Here is a 19962-nt window from a genome sequence, read left to right as displayed (position 1 = left end):
GAATTAACCTAGTTCTGAAATCACCGGGTAGATTGCACCTGTAAGTTGGAAATCATAGTTCTGGTCTACAATCCCCACAACCACATCGTTGCGATCATACAGATCGATCATGAAGCCTGCCATTTCTTTAGCAGTATGATATTTGGACATATTCGCTTTGTAATCAAATCCTTCAGCATCTATTGATTTTTGTACAAATTCTGTTTCCGTGATCGCTGGTGCCAGGATCTTCGCTTTTAGTTTTGCACCTTTCAGATCCAGTTCACTGGCAAGACCTTCGGTGAAGGCACTTACGTAGTATTTTGATGCAGAATAAGCTACACTGCCTACAGCAATGGCATATCCAAGTGCGGATGAGACGTTAATCAATTGTGTCCCTTCGACATTCGCATAATCTCGCACATACAGTGTAGAAAGGATGGTCAACGATTCGATGTTAACACGCAGCATGGTCTCCACTTTATCCAAATTCTGTTCAGCAATGAACGAGCCTTCTCCAAGCCCTGCATTGTTGATCCAAGTCTCAATTTCATATTCCTTCAAATCGTTATATAGCGTGTACGCCTCTGCGCTAACAGACAGGTCACTTGTGTGAACGATAACACTCACATTAGGATCGATACCCTGAATAGTCGATTTAAGCTCTTCAAGCTTATCTAATCTTCTAGCTACCAAAATCAAGTGTTTGCCCCGTGCTGCAAATGCCAATGCCGTTTCATATCCAATCCCTGAACTTGCTCCTGTAATTACGGTGTATTTCATCTCATTCTCTCCCTCATATTCTTTAGATTAGTGTAATTTCAGTTTTGAGAACGATCGTTCTTTATTATGCAAAAAAAACAGTTAGAACTAACTTGCTGTTAGCATATCATTTCTAGAACGAACAGTAAAGAATTATTTGTTTAAAGAATATGCTTCGAACGCACTCACATGAGAATTAAAAAAGACTGGAATTGGTTTAATCAATCTTCAACCAGTATCCAGTCTTCATACATTTTTCACAAAATATTAGCTATATTACTACCTACACCATCCGCTGTCTCATGGCCTCAAACAACAGAATCGTTGCCGCCATTGCCGCGTTAAGCGACTCTGCCTGTCCCTGCATCGGGATCGTAATCGCATCATCCACCAAACTTGCCGTAGCGTCCGAGATACCCTTGCCTTCGTTACCAATGACAAGCCATACCGACTGCGTAAAATCATAACTATAACATGAATGCTCTGCCTGCAAAGAAGTACTTACCAGCTTCACGCCCGCTGCCTTCGCTTCGGGAAGCAAGGATTCCAACTGGCCCTCCACAATGGGCAAATGAAACAATGACCCCATCGTCGAACGAATCGTCTTCGGGTTATATACATCAGCACAGCCCGCGCCAAGTACGACCCCAGCTGCACCAGCTGCATCCGCACTACGAATAATGGTTCCTACATTCCCTGGGTCTTGCACTCCGTCCAGCACCACAACAAGCCCGCGCGCTCCGGCAATCAGGCTTTCCAGCGGCTCACTGCCTTTACGCACAATTGCGAATACAGGCTGCGGTGTCATCGTATCCGTACATTTGGCGATAACCGCTGGAGATACACTGACCCACTCCACACGCTGTAGCGGATTCTCAAGTCCGGCGAGTTCGCTAGGTACGCCTTGCTCTCCGTCGTACACAATGCACTCCAGATCTGCTCCGGCGCGCAACGCTTCCTGTACCAGATGAATGCCCTCAATGATATATTTATGTTGACGGGTACGATGCTTTTTCTCCAGCAGCTGTGCCCATTCTTTTACACGTGTATTTTGCGGTGATACAATATCCATCTTTCCATCCTTCCCATCTGCATCCATCACTTCGGATATGCAAGCTCCATTTTCGTCAAATGATCCTTGTGACCTACAATGATCAGCACATCTCCAGCTTCGATCCGGTCCTCCGCGTACGGCGAGATGTTCATTGAATTCCCACTGCGGATCGCCATCACATTACAACCAAAACGTGCACGAATGTTTAATTCCATCAGGTTTTTGCCGATCATCTGCTCGGAAGCTCTCATCTCCAGAATGCTGTAATCCTCAGACAATTCGATGTAATCCAGTATATTAGGTGAGGTCAGATGATGGGCTACGCGCAGTCCCATATCCCGCTCAGGATAGATGACTTTATCCGCCCCAATCTTCTGCAATACCTTACCATGAAGCTCATTTTGAGCTTTTACGATCAGCACCGGTACACCCATATCTTTCAATATCAATGTTGTCAGAATACTCGCTTGTATATCTTCACCAATTGCCACAACGACAACGTCGAAATTTCGTATGCCCAGCGCACGCAGCGCTTCTTCATCTGTTGAATCTGCCGATACCGCATGGGTCACCACATTGGACATTTCCTGAGTCCGCTGCTCGTCCGCATCAATTGCCAGCACATCGAATCCCATACCGCTCAGTGCATTGGCAACACTTGATCCGAACCGTCCCATGCCAATTACGGCATACTGTTTCTTGGCCATTAGGGTCTTAACCTCCCGCTGCACTTCAGCATGACGCATCATTACGGATACCCATGCTAACGTAAATAATCCTTCGTAGTATACCACAAAGCCTGATAAACTTGAATGCGCTCGCGCTTCCCAGGGAACAGTATTAGAGCAGCCGAATATACGAGGAGGGAATTGCGATGCCCATTACATTAAGCCTGCGTGAAGCGATTGTTCATAAAGTTCATGACAAGAGTGATGATCAGCTCCGGGAGATGATTGAAGGTTCAGTGGATGGACCGGAAGCTGCATTACCTGGACTTGGCGCCATTTTCGAGATGATCTGGAAGAACACAGAACCTGCCAAGCAGGAAGAACTCATTCAAATCGCGCAGGAGCATCTGCACACCATTCCCGTTCAACCGCTTCGTTAATCGAAGCATTGAAGGGTAAGGTAACCATCAAACCGTTTGTTCTGTCTGCAAAAGAAAGCTTTCCCTTATTCGGCTGGTTATACCCGCCTCCAAGTAAGGTGTATAGCAATAGATCCCTCCGCCAATTGGCAGAGGGATCTTATTTATAACAAGATCTATCTCATCACATGAACTTGTCGCGTTTAACTAACCTTTTAACAATATCCACGAAAGACTTCCGTCTTCACTTAAGGCGCAGTCTCCAGGAATTGAGCTGTAGGATTTTTATCCATAGCCGTTCTCATGGCGTACTCATTTTCGAAGAGCACTACATAATTCCCTTTTTTATCTTTTACAAGCGCAGAGTTAATCCGGAATTTGCTTGGGTCCAGATTCTCGTCCACAATCCAGCGAGCGAACTGATAAGGCATGCGCTGCAATTGCACGTCTACCCCATACTCGCCTTTCATCCGGTACTCAAATACCTCGAACTGAAGTTGACCAATTACGCCGAGGATTGTCTCGTCGAAACTTGCCGTCTGGAACACCTGAATGGTTCCTTCCTCCGTCAACTGATCAATTCCCTTTTGATACTGTTTATGTTTCAATGCATTTTTCACAGTAACTTTGGCGAAAATCTCTGGTGAGAACGTTGGCAACTCCTCAAAGACAATCTCGCTGCCTTGGCTCAGTGAATCGCCAATCCGGAAGATACCCGGATCGAACAAACCGATAATATCGCCAGCATATGCCTCTTCAACAATATCCCGGTCTTGTGCCAGGAATTGCTGTGGCTGTGACAGCTTGATTTCTTTGCCCACACGAGTATGCTTCACACTCATTCCACGTTGGAACTTGCCTGATACAATACGCAGGAACGCAATACGATCCCGGTGTGCCGGGTTCATGTTTGCCTGAATCTTGAACACATAACCGCTGAATTTCTCATTCGTTGGCTGAATCTCTCCTGCCGTACTGCGACGTGGTTCAGGCTTTGGTGCCAGTTCCAGGAAGTTCTCCAGGAAAGTCTGTACGCCGAAATTGTTGATCGCACTACCGAAGAAAATAGGTGTCAATTCGCCGCGTTGAACTTTCTCCATGTCGAATTGGTCGCCCGCAATATCCAGCAACTCCAGATCCTGACACAATTGATCATGCAGGTATTCTCCTGCCATCTCACGGATAATGGGATCTTTGTAGCCATCTACCTTTTGCACTTTAATCGTCGAGTGATCGTCCCCTTGGAACAACTCCACCTGATTTTTCATCCGGTCATAGACACCGCACAGTTCGCGACCTGTACCAATAGGCCAGTTCATCGGAACCGAACGAATACCCAGTACATTTTCAAGTTCTTCCATCAGATCAAATGGGCTTTTACCTTCACGGTCGAGTTTGTTGATAAACGTAAAAATTGGAATGCCACGCTTCGCACATACCTGAAACAACTTGATCGTTTGTGCCTCGACACCTTTTGCCACGTCAATCAACATTACTGCGCTATCGGCAGCCGTGAGTGTACGATACGTATCTTCACTGAAGTCCTGGTGACCCGGTGTATCCAAAATGTTGACGCGATGATCCAGATAATCAAATTGCATTACGGAAGAGGTAACCGAGATTCCCCGTTGTTTCTCAATTTCCATCCAGTCACTTGTTGCGTGTTTGCTGGCTTTCCGAGCCTTTACCGTTCCCGCAAGGCGAATCGCGCCCCCGAACAGCAACAGTTTCTCGGTTAATGTAGTTTTACCCGCATCCGGGTGAGAGATAATGGCAAACGTCCGGCGTTTGTCCACTTCCTGTTGAAGAATTTCATTTCCAGCTTTGCTCATAGGTTTAATCCCTTTCGTCCGTTCATTCACGTTAATCCGGCATGGCCGGTCCATCATTCAATCTTTATGCAATCCGGCGAGGCCGGTTGATTGTACACTGATCATTTTACATACGATGTATTTACACACTAGATTAATTTTACACATTTACAATGGAGTTCATCCTCCTCAAATCTGTGCTTTCATGCATACCGTGAACTGCTTCTTAACCCAACTCTCCTATTGTACCATAATCTGTACCGAAAATAACCGATTACTACAGCAGATTCTTCTCTTTTCACTTGCAAAAAAAAGCACCCTTCAGCCATTTCCATGGCATCCAGGCACTCCTCATTCATTTTTATTTATCGGATTTAGAAAATCAATGCATCCAGTGCGTATTGTCCGCCACCCGTCAGTGCCAGCGCTACACCAATCACCAGAATCGCGAGATTATATTCGAATCCGTTCTGTGTGGACCAGTATCCGTTCGCTCCATGGACTTTCACAATGGCAATGACCATCGTCAATGCAATCAGAATGCCACCTACCGGTGTGAGCAGACCCAGAGCCAGCAGCAATCCGCCACCGAATTCCGCGAGTCCAGCCAGTAACGCCACCAATGCACCGGGTTTCATACCCATCGATTCAAACCAGCCGCCTGTACCCTTGATCCCGTACCCTCCGAACCAACCAAACAGCTTTTGAGCCCCGTGCGCCATGAACGACAATCCAATCACCAAACGAATCAACAACAACCCTACATCCAACATCATTTTCTTTTTCCTCCATTCGATATATACAAAATAGTATTCTTAGATTAAAGATATTATGCACATTTTTTCTTCATGATTCTCTGTGACGCAAACCCCTTCAACTGGTTTACATTTTATCTCATGAATGATAACTTATCCGAAATGTTTGCCCGAATAAAGTTTGTCATTTGCGTAACTCTTTAACTCATGTGTTGAGTATAAGTTACATACTTACTTTTTGTCAACAACTTAATTTAAATTACTTATTTCCTTATGATGGATACCTCCCCTTTCCCCGCGAAAAAAAGCCTGGAGACACCGCAAAATTTGCGATTTCCCCAGACTCAGTCATGTTGTGTATGTTGTTATTACCATTGTTAATGCCCTTACCCTACCCTAACCATTCACTTGCCAGATCACGCTGTCCTCGTCCTGACCATTCACCGGCCACCAGTGGAATCCGTCCTGATCCAGCAGCTTATCTGTCGCTTCTGGCCCCCATGTTCCAGCAGGGTACGTATGAAGTTCTCCCTGATTCTGTCCCCAGGCTGCTGCGATCCGATCCACAAAAGACCAGGCTGTTGCCACTTCATCCCAACGGGTAAAGTACGTAGAATCCCCCTCTGCTGCATCGTGCAGCAGACGTTCATACGCTTCAGGCGAGTTGATTCCAATCATGCAGCTCTGACAGAAATCCATTGCGAGTGGCTGAATCTCGGAATCCGAGCCTGGTTTCTTAGCATTGATTTTGATATATATGCCTTCCATCGGATTTACCCGAATGACTAGCAGATTCGGTTCCAATTTATACTTTTTCCCAAGGTACACGTTGTTTGGCATCGACTTGAACTCAACTACGATCTCGGTCGTTTTCACCGGTAGACGCTTGCCTGTCCGAATGTAGAATGGAACACCCGCCCAGCGGAAATTATCAACAAATACACGTGCGGCAAAATACGTCTCCGTATTCGACTGCGGATCAACCTTGTCTTCCTGACGATACCCCGGAAGCTGCTTGCCACGGTATTCCCCTTCGGAATACTGTCCCCGCACAACGTTGTTGCTCACTTCCTCATCCGAAGTAAAGGCCCGCAATGAACGCAATACCTTCACCTTCTCATCCCGAATGTCTTCCGGGAATAGGCGACTCGGCGGCTCCATCGCAATCATCGTTAACATCTGAAGCATATGATTCTGCCCCATGTCACGCAGTGCACCGGAGTGATCATAATAACCACCACGTTCTTCTACGCCGACGGTCTCACCAAGCGTAATCTGAACGTTGGCAATATGTTTGTTGTTCCAGAGCGGTTCAAAAAAAGCATTTCCGAAGCGGATCACTTCGATATTTTGCACCATTTCCTTGCCCAGATAATGATCAATCCGATAGATTTCCTCTTCACGGAATACCTCACGAATCTGCTCATTCAGATGTTCGGCCGATTGCAGATCATAACCAAATGGTTTTTCGATCACCAAACGGTTCCAACCCTGACTTTCCAGCATACCGCCGTCCCGCAAACTGTACGAGACACTGCCAAACAGCTCAGGTGCCAGTGCCAGATAGAACAGCCGGTTCCCCGGCGTGTTAAACTTTGATTCCAGATGCTCCGTCTGCGCACGCAGCTCTTTGAATCCGTCCACATTATTGATATCCAGTGCTTTGTATTCAAAATGATCGACAAAAGCGTTCCACTCATCAGGTTCCCCCGCTGGATAACGGCAGAACTCTTTAATGGATTCATAGATGTCTTCCCGGAATTCTTCTGGGGACCTCGGACGACGTGCTACGCCAATAACCGCAAAGTCTTCGGCAAGCTTGCCTTCACGGTAAAGACTGTAGATAGCCGGAAACAGCTTCCGGCGGGCCAAATCACCCGTTGCTCCAAAAATGAAAAATACTGCGCCTGGTGTCTGTACTTCATCTTGCAATTGTTTTTCAACCATGGGCTCCTCTTTCTTCCGGGAAGATAACCTTCACACTCTCCCCGAGCTATGTAATGGTGTTATATATGCACGACATACAACTGTCAATTACCAGCAAGTTCCTTCTTGGATGTGATGCCATTTTAGCATATCAACTGAATGGATGCACTATTTCAAACTCATTTTTCTGATAAAGATTCTCAATATTGGGTCCTAATTCATGAAAAATTCATCCTTAATATTCAATCGTAATCACCGGAAACCCCACTGTAATTCGATTGTCGACCTCGTCACCAACCTGGTGAACTGCGAGTTGCATATTCAACATATGCGAGCCACTCTTGATCGACAGGGGCAGCTCAGCCGCCTCATAAGAGACACTTGCGCTGGCTACATCCGTATAACGTTCAACGGAGGTGATATCCACCTTTGTGGACAGCTGTTCTTCAATCAGTTCCAGTTGCTGACTCGCATCATGTGCAGTAGCAGTAACTGCTGTACCTTGCACGGACATATTCCAGGTTGCCTTCATCCCTGAGTCTACAAGCAGTTGATCCACCTGTTCATGTACTGTCATTAATGCCTTCCGATCCGTGTGTGCATCCCCAGAAATTTGTACGATGGCGTAGTAGCCGTTATCTCCTGTCTCGACGACATTGACCAACATGCCTATGCTACTATTAGCTGTACCTACAACCACCTCACTGCGGTACACATTATGGCCCGTCTGACGTACCTGCATCGGTGATTCAAGTCCCAAGTGACTTGCTAGTAACACGGCCTGTGCTTGTGCATCTCCCTTGCCTTCTCCTTGCCATTTAATCACCAGACGATCCACATTATCAATTACACTGTCAGCAGTATAGATTAGCTGTTCCAGTTGGGCTGCTTTCGGTTCGTTCTTCTCTGCGTATACCTGTGTCACACCAATAAGAATAATAATAGCCATTGCCAATATACCTGCTGTCATCCAACGATTTAACATTTGAATCCCCCGTTCATTCTTGCATTCTATGAATCTATCAACAGCATGCCCCATTCCCACATTAGCCATACTTCTTCTGAACACAGCAAAAAAAAGCCCCACCCGCCACTTGCATGGCAGATCAGAGCTTTCCATTCATACTTATAGAGGTTGTTCAAAAAGTCCGCTTTTGATTACGAAGGGTGCCTAGCGGCATCCTCAACATCATTATGGAATTCAGCCGAAATAAGTAGGGGCTTACGAAGAATGTTTCCTTCGGAAACATTGCGGTTGCTCACGTAGCTCGATCTACGCTCCGCTACTCCATTTCTAGCTTTATCCCATCTTCTTGGTACTGAAAACCGACCTTTTTGAACACGCACTTATATATAAATCATCTCTTATCTATAACTTCCGCACATTAATGCACGGTTATTTGGCTTAATGATGTTAACGCATATGATTCTTGTTATTACTCTGCAAGTCCATTTTTATAAGCATAGATCGCAGCCTGTGTACGGTCGTCTACGCCCAATTTTGCCAGTAAATTCGTGACATGGAATTTGACTGTCTTAATGCCGATGATCAGATCATCAGCGATGTCCTGATTCGATTTACCTTTGGCGAGCAACCGGAGCACATCCATTTCACGGTCCGTCAATTCATCATGCAGAGGAGCTGCTGCCTGTGGCTGCCGGAATCGATTCATCATTTTCGAAGCGACCTGTGACTCCAGAACGGATTGCCCGCGAGCGGCTGCGCGAATCGCATCTGCCACTTCATTGGCTCTTGATGTTTTCAACAGATAACTGAATGCACCTGCTTCAATGACAGGATACATTTTTTCATCATCCAAGTAACTGGTCAATACAATGACTTTGCACTCTGGATACATTTTAAGTACCTGACGAGTAGCCTCAATGCCATCCATGCCTTCCATAACCAGGTCCATCAGAACAACATCAGGCTTATACTCCTGTGCAAGCCGAATGCCTTCCTCTCCACTACCTGCTTCACCAACAACTTCAATTCCATCTTCGGTATCCAGTACCGCTGCAAGACCAATACGCACCATCTCATGATCATCCACGAGCAATACTTTGATCGACGTTTCCGTCTCCGTTTCGACTTCCGGTTCCATTGACATGTTCTTCCTCACTTTCATCGTTCATCAAAGGTATCGTAATCTCAATCCGCGTTCCCTTACCAGGCGCTGTTACAAATTGTATAGCCCCGCCAATCTCCGTAACACGTTCACGCATGTTAGCCAGACCGTAGGAAGCTTGTTTATTCTCATCCAGATCGAAGCCTTGCCCATCATCACGAATCAATACTCGGATCGCATCAGTACGGCGCTGGATCCGTATCTCCATTTTTTCCGCTTTTGCATGCCGTAACGTATTGGACATAGCCTCCTGAACGATTCGAAACAGATGATTCTCGATGCCTTTGATCAGTTCAATGTCTTCGTCCATTTCGAGCACAATGTCCATAGGTACTTTTGTTTTCAGTTCCATCACCAGATCACGTAGACCTTGTTCGAGATGTTTACCCTCCAGATAAACTGGCCGCAGATGTAACAGTAACGCACGCATCTCGGACTGAGCTACCGAAGCCATTTCCTCAATCAAAGCCACCTGCCGCTGAGCACGTTCAAAATCCTTCTCCATCTTCCGTCCAACGGCCGTTGCTGTCATGGATATCGCGAACAATTGCTGCGATACCGCATCATGCAGTTCCCGTGCCAAACGCTGCCGCTCTTCCACAATAGCCGTAATTCTGGATTGTTCAGCAAGCTGTGCATTATGAGTAGACAATCGCTGGAGCGAAGATACCTGATCTTCCCACTTTTTGCCGATTCGTCCGAGTTGCTCACTTAGACGACCCACATCATCATCGCCCAGATCAGGTACAGTGCGGGATAGAGAGCCCTTCTCCCACAGTAGAAGTGTTTCCCGCAGCAGTTCGAGCCGGCGTTTAACGCGGTAACTCTGATAGAACCCAAAGACCGCACCAATCCCAATCAGAAGCAGCAATAGAGCCAGCCCGGATTGAATCAGATGCCGCCAACCTGTAAACGGAGCAAGATAACCATATGTATACAATACATACAAAATAACAGCGAGCACAATGAAAACCAGGAGGATCCCTTCACCCATACTTCGGGTTACCATGTCGGTATGTCGTTTTGTCTTCATCGGGGTCTCCTCCTTCTCTTCATCTATTTTACTACGGATTACTGATACTTAGGTCGCCAACAATATAAGAAATGACAAATTTTGCTTTATGTTCACTGGATTCATATCCAGGCGTTCTCCATACTAATTTGTTCATCATGCCGCTATCTTGTTCTCCAAGAAGATTAATCCGGCCGAAAAGAACCGATGCTTCAATCTCCACTCCATAATCTTCTGGTAGCGTAAGGCGAACATTGCCCATAACTCCTTGCAGCAGCACAATCGTTTGTTTCTCCTCCGGAATCGAAAGAGATAGATCGGCGTTAACCTCACCTATGGCATGCCACAGACTCATACTACGTAACGTCCAGGATGATTGATCCCAGTAGTAACGAGCCATGAAATTCTGTTTCTTCATAACGCCTTCGTCCAGATGAATCTTTTTGTTTTTCGAATAAAAGTAAGCTAAAGAAGCAAGTACAATCAAAAATACAATCATTAAATTATCCAGCAATAACAGTGCCGCACCAATGCCAAGATACCGATGACCTTTGCGGGTATCCCCATTGCGGACTTGAAGCATTCCAACCGTTAACAGAATCAGTGCGGCAGCGGTCAGGAAGTTAATATTGTCATTCAATAACATCATTGTGCCAATAATCATAATGACAACTGCAAGCCATTTACTCTTTTGATTCATCCCCGCCGCACCTCCTCTGTAAGTTAATCTCTCTTTATTCAACGGAAAAGCCATATCAGGCAATGAAGTCCTGTATGGCTTAACTTTTGTTCTACCAACCGTACATTATACACGATTTATAGAATATCATATTGTCCACTAAGCGAACAGTTATTCTTTTGAAGTTCCGTTCGCTTCATTCTTGGAACCATTGCCCATTTTGTTTTTGAGGGCTTGTAATTGCTGATCCACTTTGAATTGTTTTTCCACATCTACAGGATTCGTGTACGTGGATGATGTGTTGCGATAAGGTGCACGAGCTACGTCAGCTTCAGCTTCCAGCTGCATGATTTTCTCCTCCATGCGGTGGAATCCAAGTGATGCGCCGCCACTTTCGATCGAATGCAAGCTGTTGATGGAAGACATTTGTTTTTTAGCTTTTGCCATTTGTGCACGGGATACAAGTTCATTACGTTTGTTACGCATTTTGTAGAACTCATCTTTCATATCATGCAACTGTTGCAACAGATCTTTTGCTTGTGCTTCGGACTGTGCATGCAGTTCGCTGTACTCCGTAATTTTTTGATCAAAGTAGATTTTCTCTTCCAACAATTTGCGTGCCACTTCTTCCTGACCGTTAGACAGAGCAGCTTCTGCTTGGGACTCACGTTGTACCGAAGTACGCTCCGCTTCATCCAAACGTTGTTTCATGCGGCGCTCATTTGCCATTTGTTTAGCAACAGTTACCTCTGCCTCATGAATCTCAGCCTCCATATCACGCAAGTACTGGTTCAACATTACAATCGGATCTTCTACCTTATCCAACATATCATTTACCGATGCTTTCGTCATATCCTTAATCCGTTTAAATACTCCCATTTTACTTTTCTCCCTTCTCGTAACGAGATAATTTTTGGCGAAGCTCTTCAACTTCTTTTTTCAGTGCTTTTTTCTCGATATCTTTCATCATGGAATCAAGTTCACTTTCTTGTGGTGCACCTGCTCCGTAGGCGTTGTTGTCATAAGAACGGGGACCAGATTGAGGTCTGCCGTTGAATCCATGGCCGGGACCGAAGTTACCAGGACCTTGCTGGTTGTGATTATTTTGAAAAGGACCTCTCGGTGGCTGATGATCATAGTTGTTGTATCCTCTGCCAGGACCAGGACCTGGGCCCTGACCGTAGCCATATGGATCATAAGGCGGATACGGTTCTTTTGGTACCACCAGTGCTGCAATAAAGTATATTAACAACGACGTGCCGCCAGTTACGAAGATACTGATAACAAAGATGATACGCAGCAGGGTGGAATCCATTCCGATGGTTTCGGAAATTCCGCCGCACAAGCCGGTTAACATCCGGTCACGCGTTGAGCGGTATAATTTGCTCATGTTCTTGCTCCTTTCGTTTACTTGTATCCTCTTACGTTGGGATCATAAGCATATGGATCAACGTGGTTGGATTCCTTGGGTACCACCAATGCAGCGATGAAGTAGATCAACAATGAAGTACCTCCCGTAGCAAAAATACTGATGAAGAAAATGATACGTAGCAGCGTGGTGCTCAATCCGAGATTTTCAGAAATGCCGCCGATCAAACCTGTTAGCATTCGATTACGCGCCGAGCGGTATAATTTATTCATGTGACTACTCCTTTCTGTCATTGTTCAATTTCTGTCTTAAGCGCTCCAGTTCCTTATCCAGCGTGGAGGATGACATGCTTCCAGTTACTCCTGAACCATCTTGACCCATCCGCCGGATATCCCGGAGACTTTGTGCTTCATATTCGAGATCTGAGACTTGGTCATCCAGTCGGTTAAACATACGAGGTACATTCTGACCGTTGTGATTCCCTCTCTGGTTCATACGTTGTTGTAACTGAATCGTCTGCATACGAGCGTAGTAATATTGGCGTTTGCTGTATACATTCTGATATTCAACTTTCAACTGGTCGATCTGTTCATCCAGCTCCTGTAATGCCGCATAACTTTGTGCATACAATTCATTGTACTGTTCCATTTTTTCCTCGTGGAGGATTTTCTCCTGCAAGGCCAGCTTAGCGAGATGTTCTTCTCCTGCTTTGAGAGCCATGGAAGCCTGTTCTTCGCGTTTGTTCACCATACCTGCTGCCTGATCGGCTTGTTGTTTCATTTGTCTGGTATGACTTGCATATTGATGACGAAGTTTCTCGGCTTCACCGATGTCTTGGCGGGTCGAGACCAGAAACTGATCAATCAGTTTGACTGGGTCCTGACTTTGCTCCAAATGTTCGTTCAGATTGGCTACGGTAATATCCCGCATTCGACGAAATACACTCATTATGTTCTGTCCCTCCTTTTCATAATCGTGAAAGCTTAGTACCGACCACGACGACTGCGGTTATTGCTTAGCATTGAGATACCAAAGATGATTAACCCGATCGCGATGATCGGTCCGATCAACCATGCCAGTTTACCCATCAGTGAGATGATACCGATGATGAGAACAATCCAGCCAAGCATCACATTCCCTCGTTTGACTCCGTAGTATCCCAGTGCAATCATCAGGACCGGAATCAGATAACCCATTAAGTGTCCAAGAAGTGGAGTTAACTTTCCGAAGAGGAGTAGTGCACCCAGCGCAATCAATACAATCGCCCAGCCATTTCCCTTATTCAATCTCATAATTGTTGTTCACCGCCCTTTCCATTCGTTCGTTTTAATGTTGAGTCATTTGTTCGTTTGTTTCTTGTTTTTTTGTTTCCGTGTTTCTTGTTTAACCTTATGTCCTTATTCTAGGGGATTCTGCGACTTTTCAAAACAGACCGTGGACGGTTTTTCATCCTAGACTCAGGTCGGGGATCTAGTTGGACCTTTGACTGTCCCTATATAAGACCAACGTTCCACCTAAGCTGAATAACACTCCAGATACCTTCTATTACCCGTATTCAGGCTACCCTTTAGCCGATATCGACCTGTAGAGAGAATGATGGCCATGTCTCTATTTACGTTCACACTGCAATTTCGTTTCTCATGATTCCGTATTGGATAGTCATTCCAAGCCGCTTCTCTAGCCTTTTCTGCAAAATCATCTATCAGCAATCCCTTATCTCTACTTCTATACCCTCTTATGAAATTACTTATTTATCCAAATAAACAAAATTTAGATTGTTCTATATGTAAGCGTTTACTAAAATAGAAAGTGTTACTATTACTAATGTCAGGGGTGGAACTGAAACTGTGCGACCAATCAGCTATCTCCATAAAATGATCATCTTCGGAATCCTGTTAAGCACCCTGCCCATTTTGTTAACGGGAATTGCCGCATTTATCTATTCATCAAACCAAACTGAGCTGCATCGTACGCAGGCCAACAGACAGTTGCTGGAACAAATGCAAACCAACGTAGAACACAAACTCGCTACAGTCAGTTATATGCTTGATCAGGCCGTTCGCTCTCCAGTAACCCTTCGTTCCCTGTCTGCTTCTTCTTCACTAGAAGGGAAAGGACCTTTGCTTGCCGACAAGCTACAGAGCGAATTTCAGAATATGAGGTCATGGGAGCCATTGCTGGATATTACCCTGGTGAATCAATCCCAGAATTGGCTTATTGATCATGCCGGATTATATCGTAATACCGATTTTCCACTGGCTCTTCCCATGAAGGAATTGATATCGGATACGTTAATTTCTGGATGGCAGCTCTCCCCTTCATCGGTGTTCAGCAATGATGAGCGTTCACCCGGTACAGGCTGTATTTATCATATTGCCCTAGCGAGGTCTATTCCCAATCTGAATACGTCTTCTGATGCTGCTCTGATTGCGGGAATCCCTGCATGCTCTTTGCAAAATACACGAGGAGAAGCATCCTTAGGAAATGCTGCCTCAGGACTGATCATTATGAATCGGGAACAACGTATCTTGGTCCATCCCGATCCTATATACATTGGACAACCGCTGTCTGCCATTGGATTACAGGATCGGGATACAGAAGCCAACATAACCAAACTATCACCCATCACATTTTCAACAGGTTTTGAAAACCGAGAAGTGAAGATCGACGATACACATTATACTCTGACGTATAGCCCTTCTACCTTAAAAGGATGGACTTATGTTCTAATCTCACCTACCAATATTCTGACACAAGAATATATCGATATCGGATTACACACCTTGTATATCAGTATCTTCTTACTTTTACTTTCATTATTACTCGCCTGGCTCGGCTCCAAGCGAATGCATGTCCCGATTCGTAAACTTTTAACCCAACTTGGTGACAACCACCTGTCCAAAGAAGGAAACACGGTAGCTCAGCAATCACCACCATTTTCTGATGAGTTCGAACAAATCAGGGCAGGGGTCTCACAATTATCTGCCTCTCGGTCCCAATTAGAGAACACACTTAATGTGCATCTGTTGCAGATTCGCAATCATTTTATGATGAATCTGTTCCAGGGTAAGATCCCTGTTCATACTCTTCATGACACCTTGCATGAATATGGCTACACACATCAGGTTCGGGAATGGCAACAAATTGCTGTTATTACACTACAGGCCGATCTTGTTAATCATACAAAATATAGAGCTAGTGATCGTGATCTCTTATTATTCGCTATTCAAAATATATTGGAGGAAACGGTTGTGCATAACCAACAATTGCTTCCCATTGTGCTGGAACATACGGTAGTCACGGTGATTGGGACCGTTGAACAGGATCAGTTTATTTTTTCACAGCAGCTATATGTATTAACAGATCAGTTACAACAACAGATGGATAAGATTCTAGCTCTTCAAGTCAGTATAGGATTCAGCCAGCCGCACAGCTCTCTACATCACATCCCTCAAGCTTATACAGAAGCCATGGAAGCATTGAGGCATCGGATGAAGCTGGGAACAGGCATTATTTTTCAATATGAGAACATAGATCATTACGCTCCCACTTGGTCCATGACCTACCCGGAATCATTGGAATATTCGTTGATCCAAGCTATTCAAAGCGCGGACGAAGTTCAGTCCTCTGCTCTTCTGCAACAACTGCTTGAAGTGATCTTTGGTATGGAGGTTACACCCGAGGAGTATGAGGTGGCTCTTACGAGGCTACTCACGCATATTTTGCAAATGACTCAGGAATCCGGCATACGACTCGGACAGTTCTCCCAAGGTCGTGGCTCGATGTTTCATGAACTTCATGGTTTGCAGTACGCTGCTGAAGTTGAGGAGTGGTTTAACCATCAAGTCATCTTGCCCGTCATTCAGGTTTTTAAAGCGAGACAATATGCCCAGTATCAGCATATATCTGAGAAAATGATTGCCATGATTCATCAAGATTATGATAAGGATCTGACGCTTGAGGAATGTGCTGTTAAGCTTCACTACAATGCCAACTACTTAAGTAGTGTTTTCCGCAAAGAGACCGGCTGTGCATTTAGTGAATATCTTACCAAGTACCGATTTAATATCGCTAAAAAATGGCTGGACGAAAGTGATCTAACCGTTAAAGAGATCGCAGCACGACTTCGGTACAACAATCCACAAAATTTTATCCGATCATTCCGTAAATGGGAAGGAATCACCCCCGGCCAGTATCGGGAGCGTAAGCAGAAAGCAGAAGTGTCGAACAGAGATTAGAAAAGGAGCACGATAGTAAGTCGTACTCCTTCGGCCAGCTTGGACACCTCTCCATATAGCTCCCCGAACAGGGCTCGGACCTGTGACAACTCGATTAACCGTCGAGTGCTCTACCAACTGAGAGATCCGGGAATGTGCTTCAGAGATCATTCTCTGAAAACGAGGTCTGTGTTTTGTTTTTCGTTGTCTTGAATATCTCTAAATAAACGAGGGCTGGTGGGCTGGTTCAAAGCGGTCGATGAATTAGTAGCTTCAAAAAAGAGGGAGCACATAACCTGCTCCCTTCACTTACAACTTTACTTCTACAATCTTAACATCATATGTTTCAACCGTTCATCTTTTTGCACAGCGTTGTGATGCTTCCTAGTGTCATCTTAGACGTTAGACTACATTGTCCATCTCAATTCCTGATTATCAGTACACTTGCCAAGCGTATGCGATTTATCGCTTATCCTTAGTACGAACTGTTTTCATATTTGGCTGTTCAAGTTGAATTAGAATTTTACCAAATCTTGCTCCACGTGAGAAGGTCACCGTACTATCCTTGTACGTATCGCTAATGTAATTCTCAGCCAATCTGAGGGAATCTTCATTCGATGGTAACTCATACGTACTAAGCCATTCTGGCAGCTTTTCGATAATCTCTTCCACCGGTACTTCAAATGAGTTAACTTCTCTCGTAATGATCATCGTATAAGAATAACCCTTCAAATACAGCAACTGTTGGATATAGCCCATATCACCGGCCTTGTATGAAGAAGTAACCCCAAGTACATCCTTAAGTTCATCCATTAGTGTGTGTTCCTTCTGTCCCGCCATAGTACTTATATACACATACTTCCGGGCGCAATTGATCGCCTGCTCAATCGTTTCCCAATCCGACATGGCCGGACACATGGATGCAAATGCAAAGTCATATTTCTTCTCCCAGCCTTTATCCTGAATAGAGATTTCCTCATATCGTTCGTTTACGATTTCGATTTTGGATTCAAGTGCTGGAGGTATCGTCTCTTTCATAAAGGAGACTAGCAACTCAGAAGGCTCAACTGCTGTCACATTTGCCCCCTTTTCCGCAAAAGGAATGGTAAATATGCCTGAGGCCGCTCCAATGTCCAAAATGGATAACCCTGCGAATTCCACACCCTGGTTTTCAATCCAGCCCATAATACGTTCAGAACGCTGCTTTCCTTCTTCGGTAAACGACTGTGCATGATAATCCCTGGCCCACCGCTCAAATGCTTCTTCTGTATTAAAGGGAGTGCTTTTCTTCTCATATTTTGAAATTCTCGGGCGGTTCTTCCATGCCTCTTCCCATACAGAAAGATCAAATAACAGATCGGTATCCGTTACATTTTTTCCAGTAGTCACTATGCTTCACTCCTCTTTAATTGAAGACTTCAATTATCTACAATATACTTAATTAAATCATACGTCAATCTTTATTAACGTCCAACTATCCTTACAATACAAAAAATCAATTTATATAAAATAAAAATAGCCCTACACATTGCATAAGCAACATGTAGGGCTATTCAATATACCGGCGAGAGGACTCGAACCTCCACGGTTTCCCACTCGATTTTGAGTCGAGCGCGTCTGCCATTCCGCCACGCCGGCATATGCTGGAGGCGCCACCCAGATTCGAACTGGGGATAAAGCTTTTGCAGAGCTGTGCCTTACCACTTGGCTATGGCGCCATATTTTGGAGCGGACGACGGGAATCGAACCCGCGACCCTCGCCTTGGCAAGGCGATGCTCTACCGCTGAGCCACGTCCGCATAATGGCTGGGGATATAGGATTTGAACCTATGCATGACGGAGTCAAAGTCCGTTGCCTTACCGCTTGGCTAATCCCCAATAAAAAATGAAAAAACAAAGGGGCGATCGAGGGGAATTGAACCCCCGAATGCCGGATCCACAAACCGGTGCGTTAACCACTTCGCCACGATCGCCACAAAAGGTTATTTTCTAAAAGATAATTGGCAGGGGCAGCAGGAATTGAACCCACACCAACGGTTTTGGAGACCGTTGTTCTACCTTTAAACTATGCCCCTAAAAACTGGTGGAGGATGATGGATTCGAACCACCGAACCCGTACGGGAGCAGATTTACAGTCTGATGCGTTTGGCCACTTCGCTAATCCTCCAGGATTACATGGTGCCGGCGAGAGGACTTGAACCCCCAACCTACTGATTACAAGTCAGTTGCTCTACCAGTTGAGCTACACCGGCATATTAAATTGTTTTAAAAATGGTGGCTCGGGACGGAATCGAACCGCCGACACGAGGATTTTCAGTCCTCTGCTCTACCGACTGAGCTACCGAGCCATAATAAAGTCTAATCTTAATTCCTTACACTTTATATAGGGCATCAGTGCCATACAGCAGATGTAGTGAACAGTTTGCCTCATGTAAAGATTAAATGGCGGAACCGACGGGATTCGAACCCGCGATCTCCTGCGTGACAGGCAGGCATGTTAGGCCAACTACACCACGGTTCCAGATCACTTTCTCAAAGGAAAGTATGATTGCGGGGGCAGGATTTGAACCTGCGGCCTTCGGGTTATGAGCCCGACGAGCTACCGGGCTGCTCCACCCCGCGTCGTTATAAAGTTTATATGGTGGAGGCTGAGGGGATCGAACCCCCGACCCTCTGCTTGTAAGGCAGATGCTCTCCCAGCTGAGCTAAGCCTCCGAACAACACATTTATGATCATACCATAATCTTGTTGTAAAAATCAACTTCTTTTTTGAGAAGTTATTATGACCCGTAGGGGATTCGAACCCCTGTTACCTCCGTGAAAGGGAGGTGTCTTAACCCCTTGACCAACGGGCCTTAATATTATGGCGGAGAGAGAGGGATTCGAACCCTCGAGACGCTTGTGACGCCTACACGATTTCCAATCGTGCTCCTTCGGCCAGCTCGGACACCTCTCCATATGGCTCCCCGAACAGGGCTCGAACCTGTGACAACTCGATTAACAGTCGAGTGCTCTACCAACTGAGCTATCAGGGAATATGCTTCAGAGATCGTTCTCTGAAAACTAGATTCGAAACGAAACATGCGAATTATCACTTGCTAATTGGATAAGCCCTCGACCGATTAGTACTGGTCAGCTCCATGCATTGCTGCACTTCCACCCCCAGCCTATCTACCTCGTCG

General features: G+C 45.4%; 18 protein-coding genes, 16 tRNA genes and 1 rRNA gene. 2 read left to right on the top strand and 33 right to left on the bottom strand.

The annotated features are described in order from the left end of the window. Positions 1 to 3: 3 nt before the first annotated feature. From IFU39_RS26905 to IFU39_RS26895, 3 genes are all read right to left on the bottom strand, one after another. The gene (locus tag IFU39_RS26905) at positions 4 to 762 is read right to left on the bottom strand and encodes an SDR family NAD(P)-dependent oxidoreductase (protein ID WP_091020770.1); all 759 of its coding nucleotides are present in this window, start codon (positions 760 to 762) and stop codon (positions 4 to 6) included. A 262-nt stretch (positions 763 to 1024) separates the two neighbouring features. Continuing rightward, a complete protein-coding gene (locus IFU39_RS26900) occupies positions 1025 to 1813 on the bottom strand; it encodes a TrmH family RNA methyltransferase (protein ID WP_105601388.1) in 789 nt (262 codons plus the stop codon). A 26-nt stretch (positions 1814 to 1839) separates the two neighbouring features. After that, positions 1840 to 2541 carry a potassium channel family protein gene (locus IFU39_RS26895; RefSeq protein ID WP_076211287.1) on the bottom strand — a complete coding sequence of 234 codons (702 nt, stop codon included), beginning with the start codon at positions 2539 to 2541 and terminating at the stop codon, positions 1840 to 1842. A gap of 128 nt (positions 2542 to 2669) precedes the next feature. On the opposite strand from IFU39_RS26895, the gene sspI reads away from it, so the two are divergent. After that, entirely contained in the window at positions 2670 to 2903 is a 234-nt protein-coding gene (gene sspI, locus IFU39_RS26890) for a small acid-soluble spore protein SspI (RefSeq protein WP_036673259.1), read from the top strand. A 227-nt stretch (positions 2904 to 3130) separates the two neighbouring features. Here the strand turns inward: sspI and IFU39_RS26885 are convergent, their stop codons facing one another. From IFU39_RS26885 to IFU39_RS26830, 12 genes are all read right to left on the bottom strand, one after another. Beyond that, positions 3131 to 4714 carry a peptide chain release factor 3 gene (locus tag IFU39_RS26885; protein WP_105601357.1) on the bottom strand — a complete coding sequence of 528 codons (1584 nt, stop codon included), beginning with the start codon at positions 4712 to 4714 and terminating at the stop codon, positions 3131 to 3133. A gap of 353 nt (positions 4715 to 5067) precedes the next feature. Beyond that, positions 5068 to 5466, bottom strand: coding sequence for a DoxX family protein (locus IFU39_RS26880; RefSeq protein ID WP_024634146.1), 399 nt, complete (start codon positions 5464 to 5466; stop codon positions 5068 to 5070). 378 nt (positions 5467 to 5844) lie between these two features. Continuing rightward, positions 5845 to 7395 (bottom strand): glucose-6-phosphate dehydrogenase, encoded by a 1551-nt coding sequence (zwf, locus tag IFU39_RS26875; RefSeq protein WP_105601359.1) that lies wholly within the window; start codon positions 7393 to 7395, stop codon positions 5845 to 5847. Between the two features lie 214 nt (positions 7396 to 7609). Continuing rightward, the gene (locus IFU39_RS26870) at positions 7610 to 8359 is read right to left on the bottom strand and encodes a YwmB family TATA-box binding protein (RefSeq protein WP_192135847.1); all 750 of its coding nucleotides are present in this window, start codon (positions 8357 to 8359) and stop codon (positions 7610 to 7612) included. A 451-nt stretch (positions 8360 to 8810) separates the two neighbouring features. Continuing rightward, positions 8811 to 9479 (bottom strand): response regulator transcription factor, encoded by a 669-nt coding sequence (locus tag IFU39_RS26865; protein WP_091020933.1) that lies wholly within the window; start codon positions 9477 to 9479, stop codon positions 8811 to 8813. After that, positions 9421 to 10536 (bottom strand): sensor histidine kinase, encoded by a 1116-nt coding sequence (locus IFU39_RS26860; protein WP_192135845.1) that lies wholly within the window; start codon positions 10534 to 10536, stop codon positions 9421 to 9423. Before IFU39_RS26860 ends, IFU39_RS26865 begins: the two co-directional genes overlap by 59 nt. Before the next feature lie 31 nt (positions 10537 to 10567). Then, positions 10568 to 11215, bottom strand: coding sequence for a cell wall-active antibiotics response protein LiaF (gene liaF / locus IFU39_RS26855; protein WP_091020935.1), 648 nt, complete (start codon positions 11213 to 11215; stop codon positions 10568 to 10570). Positions 11216 to 11365: 150 nt separating this feature from the next. Continuing rightward, the gene (locus tag IFU39_RS26850) at positions 11366 to 12073 is read right to left on the bottom strand and encodes a PspA/IM30 family protein (RefSeq protein ID WP_017692315.1); all 708 of its coding nucleotides are present in this window, start codon (positions 12071 to 12073) and stop codon (positions 11366 to 11368) included. Position 12074: 1 nt separating this feature from the next. Then, entirely contained in the window at positions 12075 to 12584 is a 510-nt protein-coding gene (locus tag IFU39_RS26845; RefSeq protein WP_192135843.1) for a PspC domain-containing protein, read from the bottom strand. A 17-nt stretch (positions 12585 to 12601) separates the two neighbouring features. Beyond that, positions 12602 to 12835 (bottom strand): PspC domain-containing protein, encoded by a 234-nt coding sequence (locus tag IFU39_RS26840; protein ID WP_091020938.1) that lies wholly within the window; start codon positions 12833 to 12835, stop codon positions 12602 to 12604. Between the two features lie 4 nt (positions 12836 to 12839). Continuing rightward, on the bottom strand, positions 12840 to 13511 hold the full coding sequence (locus tag IFU39_RS26835; protein ID WP_062838036.1) for a PspA/IM30 family protein: 672 nt from the start codon (positions 13509 to 13511) through the stop codon (positions 12840 to 12842). 35 nt (positions 13512 to 13546) lie between these two features. Continuing rightward, a complete protein-coding gene (locus IFU39_RS26830) occupies positions 13547 to 13855 on the bottom strand; it encodes a LiaF transmembrane domain-containing protein (protein WP_017692311.1) in 309 nt (102 codons plus the stop codon). A 582-nt stretch (positions 13856 to 14437) separates the two neighbouring features. Here IFU39_RS26830 and IFU39_RS26825 point away from each other — a divergent pair. Continuing rightward, positions 14438 to 16801, top strand: coding sequence for a helix-turn-helix domain-containing protein (locus IFU39_RS26825; RefSeq protein ID WP_206759596.1), 2364 nt, complete (start codon positions 14438 to 14440; stop codon positions 16799 to 16801). Between the two features lie 59 nt (positions 16802 to 16860). On the opposite strand, the gene IFU39_RS26820 is transcribed toward IFU39_RS26825, so the two are convergent. The 18 genes from IFU39_RS26820 to IFU39_RS26735 form a co-directional block, all read right to left on the bottom strand. Continuing rightward, a tRNA-Asn gene (locus IFU39_RS26820) sits at positions 16861 to 16933 on the bottom strand. 309 nt (positions 16934 to 17242) lie between these two features. Then, positions 17243 to 18169: a methyltransferase domain-containing protein gene (locus tag IFU39_RS26815; RefSeq protein ID WP_192135839.1), complete on the bottom strand. Its 927-nt coding sequence runs from the start codon at positions 18167 to 18169 to the stop codon at positions 17243 to 17245. Between the two features lie 170 nt (positions 18170 to 18339). Next, positions 18340 to 18418: transfer RNA gene (locus tag IFU39_RS26810), tRNA-Leu, on the bottom strand. Between the two features lie 6 nt (positions 18419 to 18424). Further along, positions 18425 to 18498: transfer RNA gene (locus IFU39_RS26805), tRNA-Cys, on the bottom strand. A gap of 6 nt (positions 18499 to 18504) precedes the next feature. Next, positions 18505 to 18579 (bottom strand) — tRNA-Gly (locus IFU39_RS26800). Positions 18580 to 18583: 4 nt separating this feature from the next. Beyond that, positions 18584 to 18658, bottom strand: a tRNA-Gln gene (locus IFU39_RS26795). A 22-nt stretch (positions 18659 to 18680) separates the two neighbouring features. Beyond that, positions 18681 to 18753: transfer RNA gene (locus IFU39_RS26790), tRNA-His, on the bottom strand. 28 nt (positions 18754 to 18781) lie between these two features. Next, positions 18782 to 18855, bottom strand: a tRNA-Trp gene (locus IFU39_RS26785). Between the two features lie 6 nt (positions 18856 to 18861). Continuing rightward, a tRNA-Tyr gene (locus tag IFU39_RS26780) sits at positions 18862 to 18947 on the bottom strand. Between the two features lie 9 nt (positions 18948 to 18956). Then, a tRNA-Thr gene (locus IFU39_RS26775) sits at positions 18957 to 19032 on the bottom strand. Positions 19033 to 19052: 20 nt separating this feature from the next. Beyond that, positions 19053 to 19128: transfer RNA gene (locus IFU39_RS26770), tRNA-Phe, on the bottom strand. A 95-nt stretch (positions 19129 to 19223) separates the two neighbouring features. After that, a tRNA-Asp gene (locus IFU39_RS26765) sits at positions 19224 to 19301 on the bottom strand. 27 nt (positions 19302 to 19328) lie between these two features. Next, positions 19329 to 19402: transfer RNA gene (locus IFU39_RS26760), tRNA-Met, on the bottom strand. Between the two features lie 17 nt (positions 19403 to 19419). After that, positions 19420 to 19495, bottom strand: a tRNA-Val gene (locus IFU39_RS26755). A gap of 68 nt (positions 19496 to 19563) precedes the next feature. Next, positions 19564 to 19635, bottom strand: a tRNA-Glu gene (locus tag IFU39_RS26750). Positions 19636 to 19644: 9 nt separating this feature from the next. Continuing rightward, positions 19645 to 19736, bottom strand: a tRNA-Ser gene (locus tag IFU39_RS26745). 3 nt (positions 19737 to 19739) lie between these two features. Beyond that, positions 19740 to 19815 (bottom strand) — tRNA-Asn (locus IFU39_RS26740). A gap of 67 nt (positions 19816 to 19882) precedes the next feature. After that, positions 19883 to 19962, bottom strand: a 23S ribosomal RNA gene (locus IFU39_RS26735); the annotation flags it as partial.

Origin of the sequence: Paenibacillus sp. CFBP 13594 (genome assembly GCF_014842675.1) — a bacterium.
In the GTDB taxonomy this organism is placed as follows: domain Bacteria; phylum Bacillota; class Bacilli; order Paenibacillales; family Paenibacillaceae; genus Paenibacillus; species Paenibacillus amylolyticus_B.
The sequence above is the reverse complement of the archived record's forward strand: the minus strand, read 5'-3'. Positions and strand labels throughout refer to the sequence as shown.

Coding starts and splice junctions, on each gene's coding strand:
- liaF (WP_091020935.1), bottom strand. CDS start 11,215: ATGAATCAAAAGAGTAAATGGCTTGCAGTTGTCATTATGATTATTGGC.
- IFU39_RS26870 (WP_192135847.1), bottom strand. CDS start 8,359: ATGTTAAATCGTTGGATGACAGCAGGTATATTGGCAATGGCTATTATT.
- IFU39_RS26850 (WP_017692315.1), bottom strand. CDS start 12,073: ATGGGAGTATTTAAACGGATTAAGGATATGACGAAAGCATCGGTAAAT.
- IFU39_RS26895 (WP_076211287.1), bottom strand. CDS start 2,541: ATGCGTCATGCTGAAGTGCAGCGGGAGGTTAAGACCCTAATGGCCAAG.
- IFU39_RS26900 (WP_105601388.1), bottom strand. CDS start 1,813: ATGGATATTGTATCACCGCAAAATACACGTGTAAAAGAATGGGCACAG.
- IFU39_RS26840 (WP_091020938.1), bottom strand. CDS start 12,835: ATGAATAAATTATACCGCTCGGCGCGTAATCGAATGCTAACAGGTTTG.
- IFU39_RS26880 (WP_024634146.1), bottom strand. CDS start 5,466: ATGTTGGATGTAGGGTTGTTGTTGATTCGTTTGGTGATTGGATTGTCG.
- sspI (WP_036673259.1), top strand. CDS start 2,670: ATGCCCATTACATTAAGCCTGCGTGAAGCGATTGTTCATAAAGTTCAT.
- IFU39_RS26835 (WP_062838036.1), bottom strand. CDS start 13,511: ATGAGTGTATTTCGTCGAATGCGGGATATTACCGTAGCCAATCTGAAC.
- IFU39_RS26860 (WP_192135845.1), bottom strand. CDS start 10,536: ATGAAGACAAAACGACATACCGACATGGTAACCCGAAGTATGGGTGAA.
- IFU39_RS26845 (WP_192135843.1), bottom strand. CDS start 12,584: ATGAGCAAATTATACCGCTCAACGCGTGACCGGATGTTAACCGGCTTG.
- IFU39_RS26885 (WP_105601357.1), bottom strand. CDS start 4,714: ATGAGCAAAGCTGGAAATGAAATTCTTCAACAGGAAGTGGACAAACGC.
- IFU39_RS26825 (WP_206759596.1), top strand. CDS start 14,438: ATGATCATCTTCGGAATCCTGTTAAGCACCCTGCCCATTTTGTTAACG.
- IFU39_RS26830 (WP_017692311.1), bottom strand. CDS start 13,855: ATGAGATTGAATAAGGGAAATGGCTGGGCGATTGTATTGATTGCGCTG.
- IFU39_RS26865 (WP_091020933.1), bottom strand. CDS start 9,479: ATGGAACCGGAAGTCGAAACGGAGACGGAAACGTCGATCAAAGTATTG.
- IFU39_RS26905 (WP_091020770.1), bottom strand. CDS start 762: ATGAAATACACCGTAATTACAGGAGCAAGTTCAGGGATTGGATATGAA.
- zwf (WP_105601359.1), bottom strand. CDS start 7,395: ATGGTTGAAAAACAATTGCAAGATGAAGTACAGACACCAGGCGCAGTA.